This window comes from Bacillus sp. JST-5 (assembly GCF_057747715.1).
In genome coordinates this window covers 45,528-62,516 of sequence record NZ_JBYLHW010000004.1, presented here as the reverse complement: position 1 = coordinate 62,516, position 16,989 = coordinate 45,528, and the positions used below count along the sequence as shown (strand labels likewise).

General features: G+C 34.2%; 22 protein-coding genes. All 22 read left to right on the top strand.

Annotated features, from left to right (window positions below):
• Nucleotides 1-2: 2 nt before the first annotated feature.
• The 22 genes from flgC (at nt 3) to flhB (ending at nt 16,972) form a co-directional block, all read left to right on the top strand.
• The gene (gene flgC / locus AC3ASS_RS02160; protein ID WP_488281861.1) at nt 3-446 is read left to right on the top strand and encodes a flagellar basal body rod protein FlgC; all 444 of its coding nucleotides are present in this window, start codon (nt 3-5) and stop codon (nt 444-446) included.
• Nucleotides 447-463: 17 nt separating this feature from the next.
• Complete coding sequence (gene fliE, locus AC3ASS_RS02155) at nt 464-778, top strand: flagellar hook-basal body complex protein FliE (RefSeq protein WP_488281860.1); 315 nt, start codon at nt 464-466, stop codon at nt 776-778.
• A gap of 48 nt (nt 779-826) precedes the next feature.
• A complete protein-coding gene (gene fliF / locus AC3ASS_RS02150) occupies nt 827-2,428 on the top strand; it encodes a flagellar basal-body MS-ring/collar protein FliF (RefSeq protein ID WP_488281859.1) in 1,602 nt (533 codons plus the stop codon).
• A gap of 15 nt (nt 2,429-2,443) precedes the next feature.
• Entirely contained in the window at nt 2,444-3,460 is a 1,017-nt protein-coding gene (gene fliG, locus AC3ASS_RS02145) for a flagellar motor switch protein FliG (protein WP_488281858.1), read from the top strand.
• Nucleotides 3,453-4,199 carry a flagellar assembly protein FliH gene (gene fliH / locus AC3ASS_RS02140; protein ID WP_488281857.1) on the top strand — a complete coding sequence of 249 codons (747 nt, stop codon included), beginning with the start codon at nt 3,453-3,455 and terminating at the stop codon, nt 4,197-4,199. Before fliG ends, fliH begins: the two co-directional genes overlap by 8 nt.
• 11 nt (nt 4,200-4,210) lie before the next feature.
• Nucleotides 4,211-5,527, top strand: coding sequence for a flagellar protein export ATPase FliI (gene fliI / locus AC3ASS_RS02135; protein WP_488281856.1), 1,317 nt, complete (start codon nt 4,211-4,213; stop codon nt 5,525-5,527).
• Nucleotide 5,528: 1 nt separating this feature from the next.
• The gene (gene fliJ, locus AC3ASS_RS02130; protein WP_488281855.1) at nt 5,529-5,972 is read left to right on the top strand and encodes a flagellar export protein FliJ; all 444 of its coding nucleotides are present in this window, start codon (nt 5,529-5,531) and stop codon (nt 5,970-5,972) included.
• Between the two features lie 8 nt (nt 5,973-5,980).
• Entirely contained in the window at nt 5,981-6,574 is a 594-nt protein-coding gene (locus tag AC3ASS_RS02125) for a MotE family protein (protein WP_488281854.1), read from the top strand.
• 29 nt (nt 6,575-6,603) lie between these two features.
• Nucleotides 6,604-7,863 (top strand): flagellar hook-length control protein FliK, encoded by a 1,260-nt coding sequence (locus AC3ASS_RS02120; protein WP_488281853.1) that lies wholly within the window; start codon nt 6,604-6,606, stop codon nt 7,861-7,863.
• 8 nt (nt 7,864-7,871) lie between these two features.
• Complete coding sequence (flgD, locus tag AC3ASS_RS02115; protein WP_488281852.1) at nt 7,872-8,519, top strand: flagellar hook assembly protein FlgD; 648 nt, start codon at nt 7,872-7,874, stop codon at nt 8,517-8,519.
• 12 nt (nt 8,520-8,531) lie between these two features.
• Nucleotides 8,532-8,936 carry a TIGR02530 family flagellar biosynthesis protein gene (locus AC3ASS_RS02110; RefSeq protein ID WP_488281851.1) on the top strand — a complete coding sequence of 135 codons (405 nt, stop codon included), beginning with the start codon at nt 8,532-8,534 and terminating at the stop codon, nt 8,934-8,936.
• Between the two features lie 76 nt (nt 8,937-9,012).
• Complete coding sequence (locus AC3ASS_RS02105; protein WP_488281850.1) at nt 9,013-10,188, top strand: flagellar hook protein FlgE; 1,176 nt, start codon at nt 9,013-9,015, stop codon at nt 10,186-10,188.
• Between the two features lie 56 nt (nt 10,189-10,244).
• Complete coding sequence (locus tag AC3ASS_RS02100) at nt 10,245-10,463, top strand: flagellar FlbD family protein (RefSeq protein WP_488281849.1); 219 nt, start codon at nt 10,245-10,247, stop codon at nt 10,461-10,463.
• Entirely contained in the window at nt 10,456-10,875 is a 420-nt protein-coding gene (fliL, locus tag AC3ASS_RS02095; RefSeq protein WP_488281848.1) for a flagellar basal body-associated protein FliL, read from the top strand. Before AC3ASS_RS02100 ends, fliL begins: the two co-directional genes overlap by 8 nt.
• A gap of 35 nt (nt 10,876-10,910) precedes the next feature.
• The gene (fliM, locus tag AC3ASS_RS02090; RefSeq protein ID WP_488281847.1) at nt 10,911-11,909 is read left to right on the top strand and encodes a flagellar motor switch protein FliM; all 999 of its coding nucleotides are present in this window, start codon (nt 10,911-10,913) and stop codon (nt 11,907-11,909) included.
• Nucleotides 11,899-13,068, top strand: coding sequence for a flagellar motor switch phosphatase FliY (gene fliY, locus AC3ASS_RS02085; protein WP_488281846.1), 1,170 nt, complete (start codon nt 11,899-11,901; stop codon nt 13,066-13,068). The genes fliM and fliY overlap by 11 nt, the downstream gene beginning before the upstream one ends.
• Nucleotides 13,069-13,086: 18 nt before the next feature.
• Nucleotides 13,087-13,449 (top strand): response regulator, encoded by a 363-nt coding sequence (locus tag AC3ASS_RS02080; RefSeq protein ID WP_488281845.1) that lies wholly within the window; start codon nt 13,087-13,089, stop codon nt 13,447-13,449.
• Nucleotides 13,450-13,469: 20 nt separating this feature from the next.
• Complete coding sequence (locus AC3ASS_RS02075) at nt 13,470-14,159, top strand: flagellar biosynthetic protein FliO (protein ID WP_488281844.1); 690 nt, start codon at nt 13,470-13,472, stop codon at nt 14,157-14,159.
• Nucleotides 14,156-14,824, top strand: coding sequence for a flagellar type III secretion system pore protein FliP (fliP, locus tag AC3ASS_RS02070; protein ID WP_488281843.1), 669 nt, complete (start codon nt 14,156-14,158; stop codon nt 14,822-14,824). The genes AC3ASS_RS02075 and fliP overlap by 4 nt, the downstream gene beginning before the upstream one ends.
• A 16-nt stretch (nt 14,825-14,840) precedes the next feature.
• On the top strand, nt 14,841-15,110 hold the full coding sequence (gene fliQ, locus AC3ASS_RS02065; protein ID WP_488281842.1) for a flagellar biosynthesis protein FliQ: 270 nt from the start codon (nt 14,841-14,843) through the stop codon (nt 15,108-15,110).
• A 5-nt stretch (nt 15,111-15,115) separates the two neighbouring features.
• A complete protein-coding gene (gene fliR, locus AC3ASS_RS02060; RefSeq protein WP_488281841.1) occupies nt 15,116-15,889 on the top strand; it encodes a flagellar biosynthetic protein FliR in 774 nt (257 codons plus the stop codon).
• Nucleotides 15,890-15,892: 3 nt separating this feature from the next.
• Complete coding sequence (gene flhB / locus AC3ASS_RS02055; RefSeq protein WP_488281840.1) at nt 15,893-16,972, top strand: flagellar biosynthesis protein FlhB; 1,080 nt, start codon at nt 15,893-15,895, stop codon at nt 16,970-16,972.
• The last annotated feature ends 17 nt before the right edge of the window (nt 16,973-16,989 follow it).

Genomic DNA, 16,989 nt, shown 5'->3' with positions numbered 1-16,989 from the left:
AGATGTTTCATAGCTTGAATGTAACGACAAGCGCATTAACGGCACAACGATTAAGAATGGATGTTATTTCGTCTAATATGGCCAATGTCGATTCTACTAGAGCTAATTACGTAAATGGGCAATGGGTACCTTATAGGAGAAAAATGGTTGTTATGCAACCGAACGGAACGTCCTTCTCCAATATGTTACAAAGAGCGATGAATGATCACCAAGGGACAGGCGGTGTGAAGGTTTCTAGAATTGTAGAAGATCGAACTCCTTTTAAAATGGTTTATGATCCTGAGCACCCAGATGCCAATGACGAAGGTTATGTTGCTATGCCGAACGTTGATCCATTAAAAGAGATGGTCGATTTAATCAGTGCTACTCGTTCTTATGAAGCAAATGTTACGGTATTCAATGCGTCAAAAGGTTTACTTATGAAAGCATTAGAAATAGGAAAATAATTTAGGAGTTGAATCAAATGGAAGGATTGACTTTGCCATTAGTTAATAAATCCCCAATATTAACAAATGGAACAACAACAAACAAACTTAAAGTTACTCCAAATGAAGCTCAACAATCGTTTGCAACGTTTTTAAAAAAATCATTAAACAGTGTAAATGAATTACAAAATCAATCAGATTTAATGACTGAGAAATTAGTAAAAGGTGAAAATATAGATTTACACCAAGTGATGATTGCAGCCCAAAAAGCTTCTATCAGTTTACAGACAACGATTGAAATTAGAAATAAAGTCATTGAAGCATACCAAGAAGTAATGAGAATGCAAATTTAATCTTTTTTCAGCAAATTAATGTTAATAAGTAGATAGCGGAGGACTAGAATGAATGGCACGTTACAAAATCTAACAGAAAAAATAAAAACGTTTTGGTCAGATAGAAGTAAAAAGCAAAAAGGAATATTCATCGGGTCCGTTTTCGTTTTCATTATTCTGATTATTACTTTATCAATCTTTTTTTCCAGTCCTAAAATGGTTCCACTATATAGTGACTTAACACCTACTGAAACAGGAAGCATTAAAGAAAGCCTGGATTCCAGAGGAATTAAGTCGGAAATTACCAATGGTGGAACAACCATCAAAGTACCTGAAAGTGAAGTAGAGACTTTGTTAGTTGAATTGGCAGCTGAAGGGCTTCCACAATCAGGAAATATCGATTATTCCTTTTTTGCACAAAATTCTGGAATCGGAATGACTGACAATGAATTTAACGTAATGAAAATCGATGCTATGCAAACAGAAATCGCAAATTTAATAAAAGGCATCGATGGAATTAAAGATGCGAAAGTGATGATATCTATACCTGAACAAGGAATATTTGTTTCTGATCAAAAACAAGAAGCATCAGCATCAATTGTTTTAAATACAAAACCTGGATATCACTTCGAAGAAAAACAAATTAAAGCATTATATCATTTAGTTTCAAAAAGTGTTCCAAACCTTCCTACTGATAATATCGTCATCATGAATCAAAATTTTGAATATTTCGACCTAGAAAATACTGATAATTATTCATCTGGAAATCAACTTGCAACACAGCTTGCATTTAAAAAAGAAATAGAGAAAGACTTGCAGCGCCAAGTGCAAAATATGTTAGGAATGCTTATGGGTCATGATAAAGTTGTTGTTTCTGTAACAGCTGACCTGGATTTTACTCAAGAAAGACGAGATGAAAATATTGTTCTACCAGTTGACGAAGAGAATATGGAAGGTATAGCAATTAGCGCTCAACGGATTACTGAAACTTATACTGGGAGCGGGGCGACCGTAGGTGGAGTTCCTCAAAGTGAAGATCCTGCTGACTCATTAGGTACATCTTATTTAGAAGGTACTAATGGGGATGGTGAATACGAACGAATTGAAGAAACAATCAATAACGAAGTAAGTAGAGTACAAAAAGAAATTATTGAAAGTCCATATAAAATTAGAGATTTAGGCATTCAAGTAATGGTAGAACCACCAAATGCGAAAGATCCGAATTCATTATCTGCACAAACAGTAGAAGATATTACCAAAATATTAAGTACAATAGTCAGAACAACGATCGATAAAAGTTACACAGATCCATTAACAGATGAAGATATTAAAGATAAAATAGCAGTTTCTGTTCACCAATTAAATGGGAAGTCTTTATTTGATCAAGCAAATAGTAAAAATACATCGATCCCATGGTGGGTATACATTGTCGGTGCTGCTTTAATATTAGCCATCATCTTATTGCTAGTTTTATTCCTTCGATCTAGAAAAACTAAAGAGGAAGAGATGATGGAAGAAGTAATTGAATCGGAAGAAGTATTTGACATTCCTGATGTAAATGAAGAAAAAGAAACCGAGGATAAAGTACGAAGAAGACAATTAGAAAAGATGGCAAAAGAAAAGCCAGAAGAATTTGCTAAACTTATTAGAACTTGGCTTGCACAAGATTAGGAGGACAATAGAATTATGGTTGCTAGAAAAGAAAGAGACCTAACAGGCAAGCAAAAAGCGGCAATCCTTCTCATTGCTCTAGGTCCTGATGTGTCAGCGTCAATATATAAATACTTAACCGAAGAAGAAATAGAAAAATTAACATTAGAAATTTCAAGTATAAAAAAAGTTGATTCCGCCAAAAAGGAAGAAATCATCGAAGAATTTCATGAACTTGCTCTAGCACAAGACTACATTTCTCAAGGTGGAATTGGTTATGCAAAAATGCTTCTTGAAAAAGCATTAGGAGAAGATCGAGCTTCTGTCATTATCAATCGTCTAACATCAGCTTTACAAGTTAAACCGTTTGATTTTGCAAGGAAGGCAGATCCGAATCAAATTTTGAACTTTATTCAAAATGAGCATCCGCAAACAATTGCCCTTGTTCTATCTTATTTAGATCCAAACCAAGCAGGACAAATTTTATCTGAACTGCCACAGGAAATGCAAGCGGAAGTAGCTAGAAGGATTGCTACAATGGATCGAACATCGCCAGAGATTATTAACGAAGTCGAGCAAATTCTAGAACAAAAATTATCATCGACTTTCACGCAAGATTATACGCAAACGGGTGGAATTGAAGCTGTTGTAGATGTGCTTAACGGTGTAGACCGAGCAACTGAACGAACAATTTTGGAATCTTTGGCAATTCAAGATCCTGAGTTGGCTGAAGAAATTAAAAAGCGGATGTTCGTATTCGAAGATATTGTTACTCTTGATAACCGTGCGATTCAATATGTCATCCGTGACTGTGACAATGATGATCTATTGTTGGCATTAAAAGTTGCTAGCGATGAAGTGAAAGAAGTTATTTTCCGAAACATGTCAAAACGTATGGCTGATAATTTCAAAGAAGAAATGGAGATTATGGGGCCAGTACGATTGCGTGATGTTGAGGAAGCACAAACTAGAATTGTATCTGTGATTAGAAGATTAGAAGAGGCTGGAGAAATTGTCATTGCTCGCGGTGGAGGTGATGACATCATTGTCTAAATTCATTAAGTCATCTCAAGCTGAGTTGTCCAAAGGAAAAATCATTTCAATAAAAATGATCGAAATAAATAAAAAAGATGAAAAAGACAATAACGATCACGGTGTTCCTTTGTACCCTATACAGTTGATCGAAGATGCAAAATTAAAAGCTTCACAATTATTAGAAGAAGCACGAAATCAAGCAGAGGAAATTAGACAACAAATTCAAATAGAGAAAGAAAACTGGAAAACTGAGTGTGAAAAACTAAAAGAAGAAGCGTTTAAGCAAGGTTATCAAGAAGGGTATTCTCAAGGCGAAAGAACAGGATTTGAAAGTGTAAAAGAGCAGATAGAACTAGCAAAATCTGTTGTAGATACCGCAAAAAACGACTATCGAGCGAAAATTGAGTCTTCGGAGCAAACAATCTTGCTTATTGCTATGAAGGCTGCCGAGAAAATTATTAATAGAGAAATAGAAAATGACCCTTCTTATATGAAAAACGTAGTAAAAAAAGTTCTCAAAGAAGCTAGAGACTATAGAGAAATACAAATTATCGTACATCCTAGTCATTATAGTTTTATCGTTTCGCAAAAAGATGAATTGTTATCTTTATTTCCGAGAGAAATAGAATTGTACATTTATCCAGATGATCAAGTAACGCCAACTTCATGCGTTATCGAAACAGAAGGTGGCAGGATTGATGCTTCCATTGACAGTCAATTGGAAATGTTGAAACAAACATTACTTGAAAAAATTTAAGGTGAACACTAATGGAAATAACAGATATTTTTTCACAAATGGATGAAATTGATACATATAAACGATTTGGACGCGTGAAACGAGTCGTTGGCATCATGATTGAATCACAAGGACCAACAAGTTCCATTGGTGATGTATGCTACATATATCTAAGTCATCAAATGTCAAAGAAAATCATGGCTGAAGTCGTAGGATTTAATGGTGATGCGGTCATCTTAATGCCTTATTCATCGATTTCTGATATAGGACCTGGGTGTCTGGTAGAAAGTACTTCAAAACCATTGCAAATAAAGGTTGGTTCGGCTCTCATCGGAAAAGTGCTCAATTCTTTAGGGCAACCGTTAGATGATTCCGTACTTCCAAGAACATTGTCTGTATATCCAACCGAACAAGAACCACCGAATCCTTTACAAAGGCCGCCAATCCAAGAACCACTACAAGTAGGAGTAAAAGTGATCGATAGTATGTTAACGATCGGTAAAGGACAAAGGGTAGGGATTTTTGCGGGAAGTGGAGTAGGGAAAAGTACTTTGCTTGGAATGATTGCAAAAAATACAGAAGCCGATATAAACGTAATTGCGTTAATTGGAGAGCGGGGTCGTGAAGTTCGTGAATTTATCGAACGAGACTTAGGTGAAGAGGGACTGAAACGATCAATTATTGTCGCTGCAACCTCTGATCAGCCGGCATTAATGAGAATTAAAGGAGCGTATACCGCTACTGCTATAGCCGAATATTTTCGTGATCGTGGTTTAAATGTCATGCTTATGATGGATTCTGTTACTCGGTTTGCCATGGCACAAAGAGAGGTGGGACTTGCTGTAGGAGAACCACCAGCAACAAAAGGATATACACCAAGCGTATTTGCACTGTTGCCAAAACTGTTAGAACGTACAGGAACAAATGATAAAGGTACGATAACTGCTTTTTACACAGTTTTAGTTGACGGTGATGACATGAATGAACCGATTGCCGATGCGGTAAGAGGTATATTAGATGGACATATTGTACTTGATCGTTCGTTGGCAAATAAAGGGCAATATCCAGCCATTAACGTGTTAAAGAGCATTAGTCGTTTAGCTAACCATTTATCAACAGAAAAACATTTAGCAGCATCAGAAAAAATTAGAGGGTGGCTAAACACTTATATTCAGTCGGAAGATCTCATCAATATTGGCGCATATAAAAAGGGATCTTCAAGAGATATAGATGAAGCGATTCAAATGTATCCAAAAATTATTCAATTTATTAAACAAAAAGTGGATGAAAAAATATCTATGAAAGAAAGCATCGAATCTCTCATTCAACTTTCAGAAGCTGGTGATTAATATGACATATCAGTTTAAATTTCAGAAAGTGTTAACGATAAAAGAGCAAGAAAAAGAAGAAGCAAAGCTTAAATTTGAACAATCATTAAATACTTTCGAAAATGAAGCAACAAAGCTGTACCATCTATTAAAAAAGAAAGAAGAGTTGGAAGAGATTCAACGTAACGAATTACAAAAAGGAATAAGTGTTCAAATGATTCGACATCATCAATATTTTTTAGCTAATTTAATGAAACAAATTCAATTACAACAAGAAAAAGTCATGAAAGCTAGAATGAAAATGCAATATGAAGAGCAAAAATTGTTGGATAAAAATATAGAAGTTAAAAAATTTGAAAAAATGAAAGAAAAAGATTTTGCCAACTTCAACTATGAAATGGATAAACTTGAGAGCAAATGGTTGGATGAATTAACGATGCTTCAATTGGCAAATAGGGGAAATTAGGTGAGTGTATGAATAGAGAAAATGTTCAAAGTGAAAAAAAATATAGCCCTTTTCAATGGATATTATTTGTTTTTATCATTCCCCTTTTTTTTGCAATTACTGTTGTTCTTATTGTTTTATCCGTTTCAGGAATTAATGTTTTTGAGGGAATGAAAAACATAGGAGAAAAAATTCCAGTCGTTTCTTCTTTCATTGACTCCGATGATAAAGAAGGGAAAAGTAGTGAACCTGATTATAAAAAACGTTATGGTGAACTACAAAGCGATCTTAAAAACCAAGAAGCTTATATAAAATTGGTTGAAAACAAACTAAAAGAAAAAGAGGACGAGATTCAAGAGCTAATGTTAGAAAATGAAAGATTAATAAGCCAATTGGAAGAATTAGAACTGAAGAATGAGAACCGAAACCTTGAATTAAAGGAAATTGTTAAAACGTATGAATCGATGTCCTCCAAAAAAGCAGCAGCAATTCTAGTGGAAATGGAAGATGAAAAGGCTCTTCAAATATTATCAAATTTAAAAGCTAACACATTAGCAGCTGTGTTGGAAAAAATGCCACCGGAAGATGCAGCCAAATTTACATCATTATTAGCAAATGAATAAAAATTCAAAACTTGAAAGGAGGTGAAAATGTGAAACTAGGAGCGGTACAACTATCCTTAAATGAAATTAGTTTAAATAAAGGGAAAAATACAATCCCGAATGTGAAAAATAATGAAAATTTCTCAAGCTTACTATCCAATTTAAAAAGTTTGGAGACAAATATGGAAGAGTCATTGATAAATGAAGACTCAACACAATCGATGCATAATTTGCTAGAAATATTAAATTTCCCTATTGACAATACTGATATCCAATTTCTATTTGGTGAACCGTTTGAATTGGCAACTCAATTAGCAAATCTTTCTTTGGAAGATATACAATCAAGTATCCGAAACATATTGGAACAAGTTTCCTCTATGGAGGAAATGAATTTACAACGGTTGGAAGAATGGTTATTGAAATTGGAATCAGGGGATATGCAAGGAATGGAAGAATATTTCCTTTCTTTTATAGAGCTTTTTCGATCACAATTTCAAACTATACTAACAAATGCTTCTGAAGTGGATTTGCGAAACATTTTACAGGTGGCTAAATATCTCGACCATGTTTTAGCTAATAAAGATGTATCTGCCTACCAACAACAAATGGGGCAAACTTTAAAGGAACAATTACAATCATTAAAAGAAATACTTAATCGTCAATTGGAGCAAAAAAAATCTGCTAATCAAACAACTTTTCAAACGATCTTGAATCGTCCAAACACAAAAACAGTAGAAAATGTAATGATTCATCCACCATATTATAAAATTCAACTTAATAAAACTCAAGGAAGTACACTTGAATTGACTCCTACGGCAATATCATTGCCAAATATGAATAAAGTAGAACAATTAGTTTTACTTTCGGAACAACAACGACCAGTGTCTTCTGAACAATTAATGAAACAATTTGAATCGATTTTGCAAAAAGCAACATTTTTACGTTCAGGTAATATTCAAACAATGAACTTACAGCTACATCCAGCTCATTTAGGAACATTAAAAATTGAATTAATTCGAGATCAACATGGACTAACTGCTCGTATGCTTGCTTCATCATCAATGGCAAAAGAATTAATAGAATCTCAATTGCACATTTTAAAACAAGCATTTGCCCAACAAAATATTCAAATTGAGAGACTAGAAGTATCGAATCAAATTTATCAACAGCAGGAAAGGTTTGAACAGCAAAATCAACATTTTCATTCTTCTAAGGACGATCGTTCGAATGAAAATACCCATTCAAACGATGAAACAGACAATGAGTTCGTTGAATCTTTACAAGAAGCTTTATTAAACTATGAAGTTTAGGTGATACCATGAATAATACCATTGACCCATCATTGCTCTATTCAAAAGTAAATTTAGGGAACAGAACTACTCCTTCTAACGATTTAGGTAAAGATGCATTTTTAAAAATTTTAATGACCCAATTACAAAATCAAGATCCATTAAATCCAATGGAAGATAAAGAATTTATTGCACAAATGGCATCATTTTCATCACTAGAGCAAATGCAAAATTTAAATCAAACCTTTAATAAATTTATTGAATCTCAATGGCAAAATCAATTGATTTCCTTTCAGCAATTTGTTGGAAAAGACGTCACTTGGCACGCGATTGAGTATTCAAAAGGAAATTCCGAACCAATCATAAAAACCGGCAAGGGTACTATTCAATCGATTCAATATATCGATCAAAATGTTGTGTTTATTTTAAAAGATGGAACAAAACTTTATCCTGAAAATATTTCTGAAGTTCATGAACCTTCTTCATCTCAAGCATCATTACAAGATGCCGCTCATTTAATAGGAAAGAAGGTTACATGGTTAAATAAAAATAACGAGGAGGCTACAAGCATCGTTATAGCTGTATCTTGGAAAGACGGAAAAATTCTTTATCACCTAGACGATGAACAACAATCAAAAATAACCTCCTCAGATATCACAAAAATAGAAATCACATAAGGAGGGTGATGAATGGATACGAACAAGATGTTCATTCCACCTAATGCCATTGGCATACAAAGGACTCCTTATCCGGTAAAACAACCAAAAATCCTTGCGACAACTACAAAACCGTCGTTTAAGGAACATTTTAAAGCTGCTATAGCTAAACCAAATTGTGAATTAACGGTTAGCAAGCATGCGAAACTGAGATTAATGCAAAGAAATATTCATATTACTCAAAATGATTGGGAAGTCATCGGAGAAAAGATTAAAGAAGCAAAACAAATGGGAGTTAAAGAATCACTAGTGTTATTAAATAATGCTGCTCTTATAGTTAGTGCAAAAAACCAGACCGTCATTACAGCCATGGATCGAAATGAAGCCAGTTCTCAAATTTTTACGAACATTGATGGGACAATCATTATTGACTCATAAAGGCTGGACCTTTTAAAAGGGGGCCTGGCTGTGGAACGACAGAAGCAGCCAATAAAAATGAAAGGAGAATGAATGTATGCTTCGTTCAATGTATTCCGGTATTAGCGGGTTGAAAAACTTTCAAACAAAATTAGATGTTATTGGAAACAATATTGCAAATGTCAATACATATGGGTTTAAAAAAGGAAGAGTGACTTTTAAAGATACTATGAATCAAACAATTGCAGGGGCAAGTGCGGCAACTGCCAACCGTGGAGGTAAAAACCCTACTCAAGTAGGATTAGGTGCCACATTAGCTTCCATTGATACTATTCATACGCAATCAAGTTTACAAACAACTGGTCGCTCTTTAGATTTAGCGATTGATGGGGATGGCTACTTTATTGTTCGTCAAGGAAACGCAAACTATTATACAAGAGCTGGTAACTTCTATTTAGATAATTTCGGAACGTTAGTAAACAGTGATGGATTGAAAGTACAAGCCTATGATCAAAATGGTGTTTTAGGAGATGTTGTAGTCAATGTCAATGCAGTACTACCTGCGATTGCTACAACTAATATTGATATTTCCGAAAATTTATCCAGTCAGGCAACAGTGGGTACAATTTACGATCAGCAAATAGAAGTTATTGATGAAAATGGAAACGCTCATCGAGTTGATGTTACTTTTACAAAAACTTCTGCTACAATGTGGGAATTAACAATGTCAGGAGATCCTGAAGTTGTTATAGAATTGGAATTTGACGCAAATGGTCAATTGATAGATCCAGCTGGAACTCAAAATATTACGCTTACTCCACAAGTTGGAACTGCGATGAATATTACATTAAATTTTAACGGTTTAACTCATAATCCTGGTTCATCATCAGCAATTTTAGTCCCAGATGGAAATGTGGAAGGTATGCTCGAGAGTTTCAATATTGGTGCTCAAGGGGAAATTAACGGAATCTATTCCAATGGATTAGTTAGACAAATTGGAACGCTTGCTATTGCAAAATTTAGTAACCCATCTGGATTATCAAAAGCAGGCAATAACTTATTCCAAGAATCTATTAACTCTGGAACAGCAAATATCGGAATGCCTGGAGAGGGACGCGGAGTCATTGCCTCCGGTGCGTTAGAAATGTCAAACGTTGATTTATCAGAAGAATTTACAGAGATGATTGTTGCTCAACGCGGGTTTCAGGCTAATACGAGAATCATTACTACTTCTGACGAAATCCTTCAAGAACTTGTGAACTTAAAACGATAAGTTTATAGCAAGGGAGGTAGGGGCTTAAACGCCTAGTTTAAGCCCACTGATTCAAATTGATTACATTAACTAGACTAAATGGAACGACATTCACACTTAATGCATTATTTATCGAAACAATTGAAGCTTTTCCAGATACGACCATTACCTTAACCAATGGAAAAAAATATGTCGTAAAAGAAAAAGAAGAATCAGTTATCCAATTAGTAAATAACTACTACCAAAAAATTGGATTAGTATCATTACGTCAGATGGGAGGCGATACTGATGAATAAATTAATGGTTATTATGTTAACAATTCTTTCTTCTATTATTATCGCAGGCGGGATATTATATTTTACAATTTTAAATGTATCCGGTAATGAAAAAAGTGAACCTTCCATTGACGATATTCTTGATCATTCTGTCGATATTGAAGAAATAACAACGAATATTAAGAATAATGATTTTATACGCATCTCTTTTAAAATTCAAGCAAATAGTTCAAATGCTAAAAAAGAGATTGAAAAGAGAGATTTTCAAGTGAAAAACATCATAATTAAACATTTATCAGGATTAAATCCGGAAGATCTCCAAGGTGCTGAAGGAAAAACAAATTTAGAAGAGGTTATTAAGTCAAAACTAAATGATATGTTAGAAAATGGGAAAGTTGTACAAGTTTATATTACATCTAGTATCCTCCAATAAAAAAATATAGTTTACATGAAACGGAGGTGACAACCTTGACAGCAGAAATACTTTCACAAAGTGAAATAGATGCGTTGTTGTCCGCGTTATCCACAGGAGAAATGAATGCAGATGAATTAAAGAAAGAAACGACGGAAAAAAAGGTAAAAGTTTATGATTTTAAGAGAGCCCTTCGTTTCTCCAAAGATCAAATTCGCAGTTTAACGAGGATACACGAAAATTTAGCGAGATTATTAACAACTTATTTTTCAGCACAATTAAGAACGTATGTACAAATATCTGTTGCATCAGCTGATCAACTTCCTTATGAAGAGTTTATACGTTCGATCCCTAAAATGACGATATTAAATGTCTATGAGATGGCACCACTGTCAGGTAGGATTTTGATAGAAGTGAATCCGAACATAGCGTATGCGATGCTCGACCGCGTATTAGGCGGAAGGGGAATGAGTTTTAATAAAATTGATAGTTTAACAGAAATTGAAACAACGATTATGTCGAATATGTTTGAAAAAGCGTTTGAACATATGAAAGATGCGTGGTCTAACATTGCAGAGATTGATCCCATTTATTCGGATTTTGAGGTGAACCCACAATTTTTACAAATGGTCTCACCAAATGAGACGGTTGTAGTCATCTCCTTAAATGCTCTAATAGGTGAAACAAGTGGAATGATCAATATATGCTTACCTCATGTAGCGTTAGAACCGATCTTACCACGATTATCCGTTCATTATTGGATGCAAACAGAAAAGAAAGAGCCAAAACAAGAAGAAGTAAATGCATTAGAAAACAGAGTAAAAAAAGCTATTATACCAATCGTTGCAGAATTAGGAAAATCCACCATTACTATAGAAGAATTTTTATCACTTGATATAGGAGATGTGATTGAACTTGACAGTAAAATAGACAAACCAATTGTCGTAAAAATTGGTGGTATTCCAAAGTTTTTGGCACAGCCTGGAATAATTAATAAGAAAAAAGCATTTCAAATTTTAGAAGCTTACAAGGAGGGAGACACAAATGAGAAATGATGGATTGCTCTCTCAAGATGAGATCGATGCATTATTAAATGGTGATTCTCAAGAGAACGATGCCAATCAAGAAAATTTAAATACTTCAGATTATTTAACAGCAATGGAACAGGACGCAATTGGAGAGATTGGGAATATTTCTTTCGGTAGTTCTGCAACGGCACTTTCTCAATTACTAAATCAAAAGGTAGAAATTACAACACCGAACGTGTCGGTAGTGTTTAAGAATAAACTTGCGGAAGAATTTCCACAACCTTATGTTGTAGTGCAAGTAGAGTATACGCAAGGGTTTAGCGGAATAAATGTATTAATTATTCAAGAATCTGACGCTGCTATTATTGCGGACTTAATGTTAGGTGGTAATGGACATGCTAGTGGAGAAATTGGTGAAATTCAATTAAGCGCAGTTCAAGAAGCGATGAATCAAATGATGGGTTCAGCCGCTACATCAATGTCAACCATATTTCATAAAAGGGTAGATATATCTCCTCCTAGCATTGATTTTCTGTTTCTCCCGGAAGGACAAGGAAAGGAAACATTTCCTCCGGAAGATATATTAGTAAAAGTCTCTTTCCGTTTAAAAATAGGAGAGTTAATTGATTCTACCATTATGCAAGTTTTACCATTAGATTTTGCTAAAAAATTAGTAGAAGAATTAATGAATCCGAGTCAAGAACAAAATATGGAAAGCGTTGATGCTTATAAAAAGGAGGAAACACCAATTTACGAATCAAAAGAATCGCAAGTTGAATCTCCTTTATTAAAACAAGAACCAATGATGAATCCAACGGGATCGCAAGCAAAAACTACTGTGAATGTAAATCGTTCAGCTCAAACAAACGTGCAACCAGCCGTATTTTCTAATTTTGAACAAGTACCAGTTCAAAGTGAAACCGATACGAAAAATTTAGATATACTTTTAGATATTCCTTTACAAGTAACGGTTGAACTTGGGAAAACAAAACGTTCTGTTAAAGAAATACTTGAATTATCTTCCGGTTCAATTGTTGAACTTGATAAATTAGCAGGTGAACCGGTTGACATTTTAGTAAATAATCGTCTTATTGCTAAAGGTGAAGTAGTAGTCATCGAAGAAAACTTTGGCGTACGTGTGACGGATATTGTCAGTCAAAAAGATCGTCTAAAAAAACTTAAATAATCTTACGGAGGGAATACTATGGCACAAAGAATCTTAATCGTAGACGATGCAGCTTTCATGAGAATGATGATTAAAGACATATTAGTAAAAAACGGTTATGAAGTAGTCGGAGAAGCAGCTGATGGATTCCAAGCAGTAGAGAAATTTAAAGAATTAAAACCAGATTTAGTTACATTGGATATTACAATGCCGGAAAAAGACGGAATTTCAGCGTTGAAAGATATAAGAAGTATAGATCCAGAAGCAAAAGTAATCATGTGTTCTGCAATGGGACAACAAGCGATGGTAATCGATGCCATTCAAGCGGGAGCAAAAGATTTTATCGTTAAACCGTTCCAAGCAGACCGAGTTATTGAAGCTATCAAAAAAATTCTTGGGTAATTAAGAAGGTGGCAAATACATTGCTTCAAAAACATCTACGAATATTTTTCTTATTCATTTGTTTCATCGGTGTGTTTTTCTTAATTGAAGGAACGCATAAAGCTTTTGCTAATTCTGAAAACGATAGTGTTGAAGAATATTTCAAAAAAAAAGAATTGAATAATAACCAATCCGAAGTTAGTGAGCAAAAAGAAAAGCAAAATATAGATGCAACGGCAAATGAGTCGGATTCTCAAGTAGGTGTCACTTTTCTCGATATCGTTCGAACCGTATTCGCTTTAGTTTTTGTCGTTGCCCTATTATATTTTCTATTGAAGTGGATTCAAAAAAAGAGTCGGAACTATCAATCGACGAAACTATTAGAAAATCTAGGTGGTACTCAACTTGGAGGAAATAAATCTGTTCAATTAGTTCGCGTAGGTGAAAAGATTTTAGTGATCGGTGTAGGTGAAAATGTACAGTTATTATCAGAAATTACCGATCCGGTTGAAGTGAAAACGATGTTAACTAAGGTCCAAGAACAATTTGAGCAAACGAACAAGAAAGATATTTTTCTATCCATTTTCTCCAATATAAAAGAAATGCAATCGACCAAAAAAGACGAGCCAACGAAATTTAAACAATTGTTTCAAAAGCAATTGACCGACATGTCGAAAAGGAGAAAAGAACTATATGATGAAATCGAGAAGAAGGGAAAACAAGAACGATGAATGAATTTATGGAGTTCTTTAATAGCAGTTCACCGGAAAATGTTTCGACATCTGTTAAACTTCTTCTTCTATTAACGGTTCTTTCGTTGGCACCAAGTATATTAATTTTATTAACTTCTTTTACTAGAATTGTAATAGTTTTATCATTTGTGCGATCAGGTCTTGCAACTCAACAAATGCCACCGAATCAAGTATTAATCGGCATTGCGTTGTTTTTAACGTTTTTTATCATGGCACCTACGTTTAAAGAAGTCAATGATCAAGCTTTAAAACCATTATTTAATAATGAAATAAATTTAGAAGAGGCTTACGATCGGGCGAGTGTTCCATTTAAAGAATTTATGAGTAAACATACAAGACAAAAAGATTTAGCATTATTTTTAGATTATTCAAAAGCAGATGCGCCTGAGTCGATTGAAGATATTCCACTGACGGCATTAGTCCCTGCTTTTGCCATAAGTGAATTAAAAACTGCTTTTCAAATTGGATTTATGATTTTTATTCCATTTTTAGTTATTGATATGGTGGTTGCAAGTGTCCTCATGTCTATGGGGATGATGATGTTGCCACCAGTAATGATTTCCCTACCGTTTAAAATATTGTTATTTGTCTTAGTAGATGGTTGGTATTTAGTAATCAAATCGTTACTACAAAGCTTTCCGTAAAGCAGGTGAATAATTGATGACTCCTGAAGATGTTATCTCAATCGCTGAACAAGGAATTATGATGATCTTATTTATTGCTGGTCCACTTTTAATTTTGGCCCTTGTCGTCGGATTAATTGTCAGTATTTTTCAAGCTACAACACAAATTCAAGAGCAGACACTGGCATTTATTCCGAAAATTATTGCCGTATTAGTGGGAGTTGTATTTTTTGCTCCATGGATGATTGGGCAAATGGTGAGTTATGCAACGGAGATTTTTTCCAACTTAACGAGATTTGTAGGTTGATATAAATGGTAGATATTCTTCCTGCATTTTCAGTATTTTTACTCATATTCGTTCGAGTAGCATCCTTTTTCTTGACGGTACCGATTTTTTCCTATCGTACTGTGCCAGCAATGTTTAAAATAGGAATCGCATTTTTTCTTGCGTTGACGATGTTTTTCGTTGTTGATTCAGAACCAATACCAATCGATCATTTGTATTACATACTTATTTTGAAAGAAGCAATGGTAGGAATCATTTTAGGGTTTATTGGTTATTTAATTCTATCGGCTGTTCAAATTGCAGGTGGATTTATTGATTTTCAAATGGGCTTTGCGATTGCGAATGTTATGGACCCACAAACCGGCGCACAAAGCCCTATTATAGGACAATATTTATATATGTTTGCCTTTCTATTTTTATTATCGGTTAATGGTCATCATCTTTTACTAGATGGCATTTACTATAGTTATCAATTCATTCCGTTGGACCAAGTTTTTATCCATTTTCATAGTGAAAATATGGTTCAATTCATATTGAAACTATTTAGCCAGATGTTTGTCATTGCTTTCCAACTATCGATTCCAGTTGTTGCTTGTTTATTTTTAGTCGATTTAGCACTTGGAATCGTTGCTAGAACGGTACCACAATTAAATGTATTTGTCGTTGGCTTACCGTTAAAGATTATGGTGAGTTTTCTCGTTTTATTTGTTGTTATTGGCGTAATGATTTATACCGTAGGAGAATTGTTTGATTTAATCTTGCGTTCAATGAGAGCATTCATGGAGATTGTTGGGGTGTAGTTAATGATATTAAAACTAGATTTACAGTTTTTCGCCGGAGAGAAAACAGAGAAAGCTACACCGAAAAAGAGACAAGAAACAAGAAAAAAAGGGCAAACCGCAAAAAGTCAAGATGTAAACAGTGCTATTATTTTCTTATTCGTCTTTTTATCCTTGTTTATGTTAGGACCTTATTTACTCGATGGATTGCTCTCCATTCTCCGTGAATCGTTTCAAACATTTCTCTTAATGGAAGTTTCTGAAAAGAGTTTATTAATCATTATAAAGCGCCTATTTCAAGAAATCATGTTCATTATAGGTCCGGTAATGATCATAGCTTTAGTAGCTGCCATCTTTTCAAACTATATTCAAATTGGCTTTTTGTTTTCAACCGAACCATTGAAAATGAAACTTGAGAAAATAGATCCAATCAAAGGATTTAAACGAATTTTTTCTATCCGTGCTTTAGTGGAATTGTTTAAATCTCTATTAAAAATTGTTTTTGTTGGAACTGTTACTTTTCTATTTTTATGGTTTCACTTGGACGATATTTTAATGTTAATCAATAAAAAAGTGGAAGTTTCGTTTTTCACCATCTCAAAATTAACGATCCAGATGGGTCTTTATGCAACAGTAGCTTTGTTGTTTTTAAGTATATTAGATTACATGTACCAAAAATATGATTTTGAAAAAAATATTCGAATGTCCAAACAAGATATTAAAGATGAATACAAAAATACTGAAGGGGATCCACTGATTCGTTCTAGAATTAAACAACGGCAAAGAGAAATGGCGATGAGACGGATGATGCAAGAAGTGCCTAATGCCGATGTAATCATTACGAACCCGACTCATTATGCTGTTGCCTTAAAATACGATGAGAACAAAATGGATGCTCCGTATGTTGTAGCTAAAGGTGTCGACTTTGTTGCTCAAAAAATCAAGTTAATTGGAAAAGAAAATGATATTGTCATGGTTGAAAATAGACCTTTAGCAAGAGCATTACACGACCAAGTGGAAATCGGAGAGGCAATCCCCGATGAGTTTTTCAAAGCAGTAGCTGAAATATTAGCTTATGTATATCGAATTAAACAAAAAATTTAGAAATCCGTTAACTAGGA

What these genes read in the sequence shown, in the direction of transcription:
- AC3ASS_RS02105 (WP_488281850.1), top strand. Translation starts at nt 9,013, where the DNA reads ATGCTTCGTTCAATGTATTCCGGTATTAGCGGGTTGAAAAACTTTCAA.
- fliI (WP_488281856.1), top strand. Translation starts at nt 4,211, where the DNA reads ATGGAAATAACAGATATTTTTTCACAAATGGATGAAATTGATACATAT.
- AC3ASS_RS02110 (WP_488281851.1), top strand. Translation starts at nt 8,532, where the DNA reads ATGGATACGAACAAGATGTTCATTCCACCTAATGCCATTGGCATACAA.
- fliR (WP_488281841.1), top strand. Translation starts at nt 15,116, where the DNA reads ATGGTAGATATTCTTCCTGCATTTTCAGTATTTTTACTCATATTCGTT.
- AC3ASS_RS02080 (WP_488281845.1), top strand. Translation starts at nt 13,087, where the DNA reads ATGGCACAAAGAATCTTAATCGTAGACGATGCAGCTTTCATGAGAATG.
- fliF (WP_488281859.1), top strand. Translation starts at nt 827, where the DNA reads ATGAATGGCACGTTACAAAATCTAACAGAAAAAATAAAAACGTTTTGG.
- AC3ASS_RS02125 (WP_488281854.1), top strand. Translation starts at nt 5,981, where the DNA reads ATGAATAGAGAAAATGTTCAAAGTGAAAAAAAATATAGCCCTTTTCAA.
- fliP (WP_488281843.1), top strand. Translation starts at nt 14,156, where the DNA reads ATGAATGAATTTATGGAGTTCTTTAATAGCAGTTCACCGGAAAATGTT.
- fliE (WP_488281860.1), top strand. Translation starts at nt 464, where the DNA reads ATGGAAGGATTGACTTTGCCATTAGTTAATAAATCCCCAATATTAACA.
- fliL (WP_488281848.1), top strand. Translation starts at nt 10,456, where the DNA reads ATGAATAAATTAATGGTTATTATGTTAACAATTCTTTCTTCTATTATT.
- fliY (WP_488281846.1), top strand. Translation starts at nt 11,899, where the DNA reads ATGAGAAATGATGGATTGCTCTCTCAAGATGAGATCGATGCATTATTA.
- flgC (WP_488281861.1), top strand. Translation starts at nt 3, where the DNA reads ATGTTTCATAGCTTGAATGTAACGACAAGCGCATTAACGGCACAACGA.
- flhB (WP_488281840.1), top strand. Translation starts at nt 15,893, where the DNA reads ATGATATTAAAACTAGATTTACAGTTTTTCGCCGGAGAGAAAACAGAG.
- fliG (WP_488281858.1), top strand. Translation starts at nt 2,444, where the DNA reads ATGGTTGCTAGAAAAGAAAGAGACCTAACAGGCAAGCAAAAAGCGGCA.
- fliQ (WP_488281842.1), top strand. Translation starts at nt 14,841, where the DNA reads ATGACTCCTGAAGATGTTATCTCAATCGCTGAACAAGGAATTATGATG.
- flgD (WP_488281852.1), top strand. Translation starts at nt 7,872, where the DNA reads ATGAATAATACCATTGACCCATCATTGCTCTATTCAAAAGTAAATTTA.
- fliJ (WP_488281855.1), top strand. Translation starts at nt 5,529, where the DNA reads ATGACATATCAGTTTAAATTTCAGAAAGTGTTAACGATAAAAGAGCAA.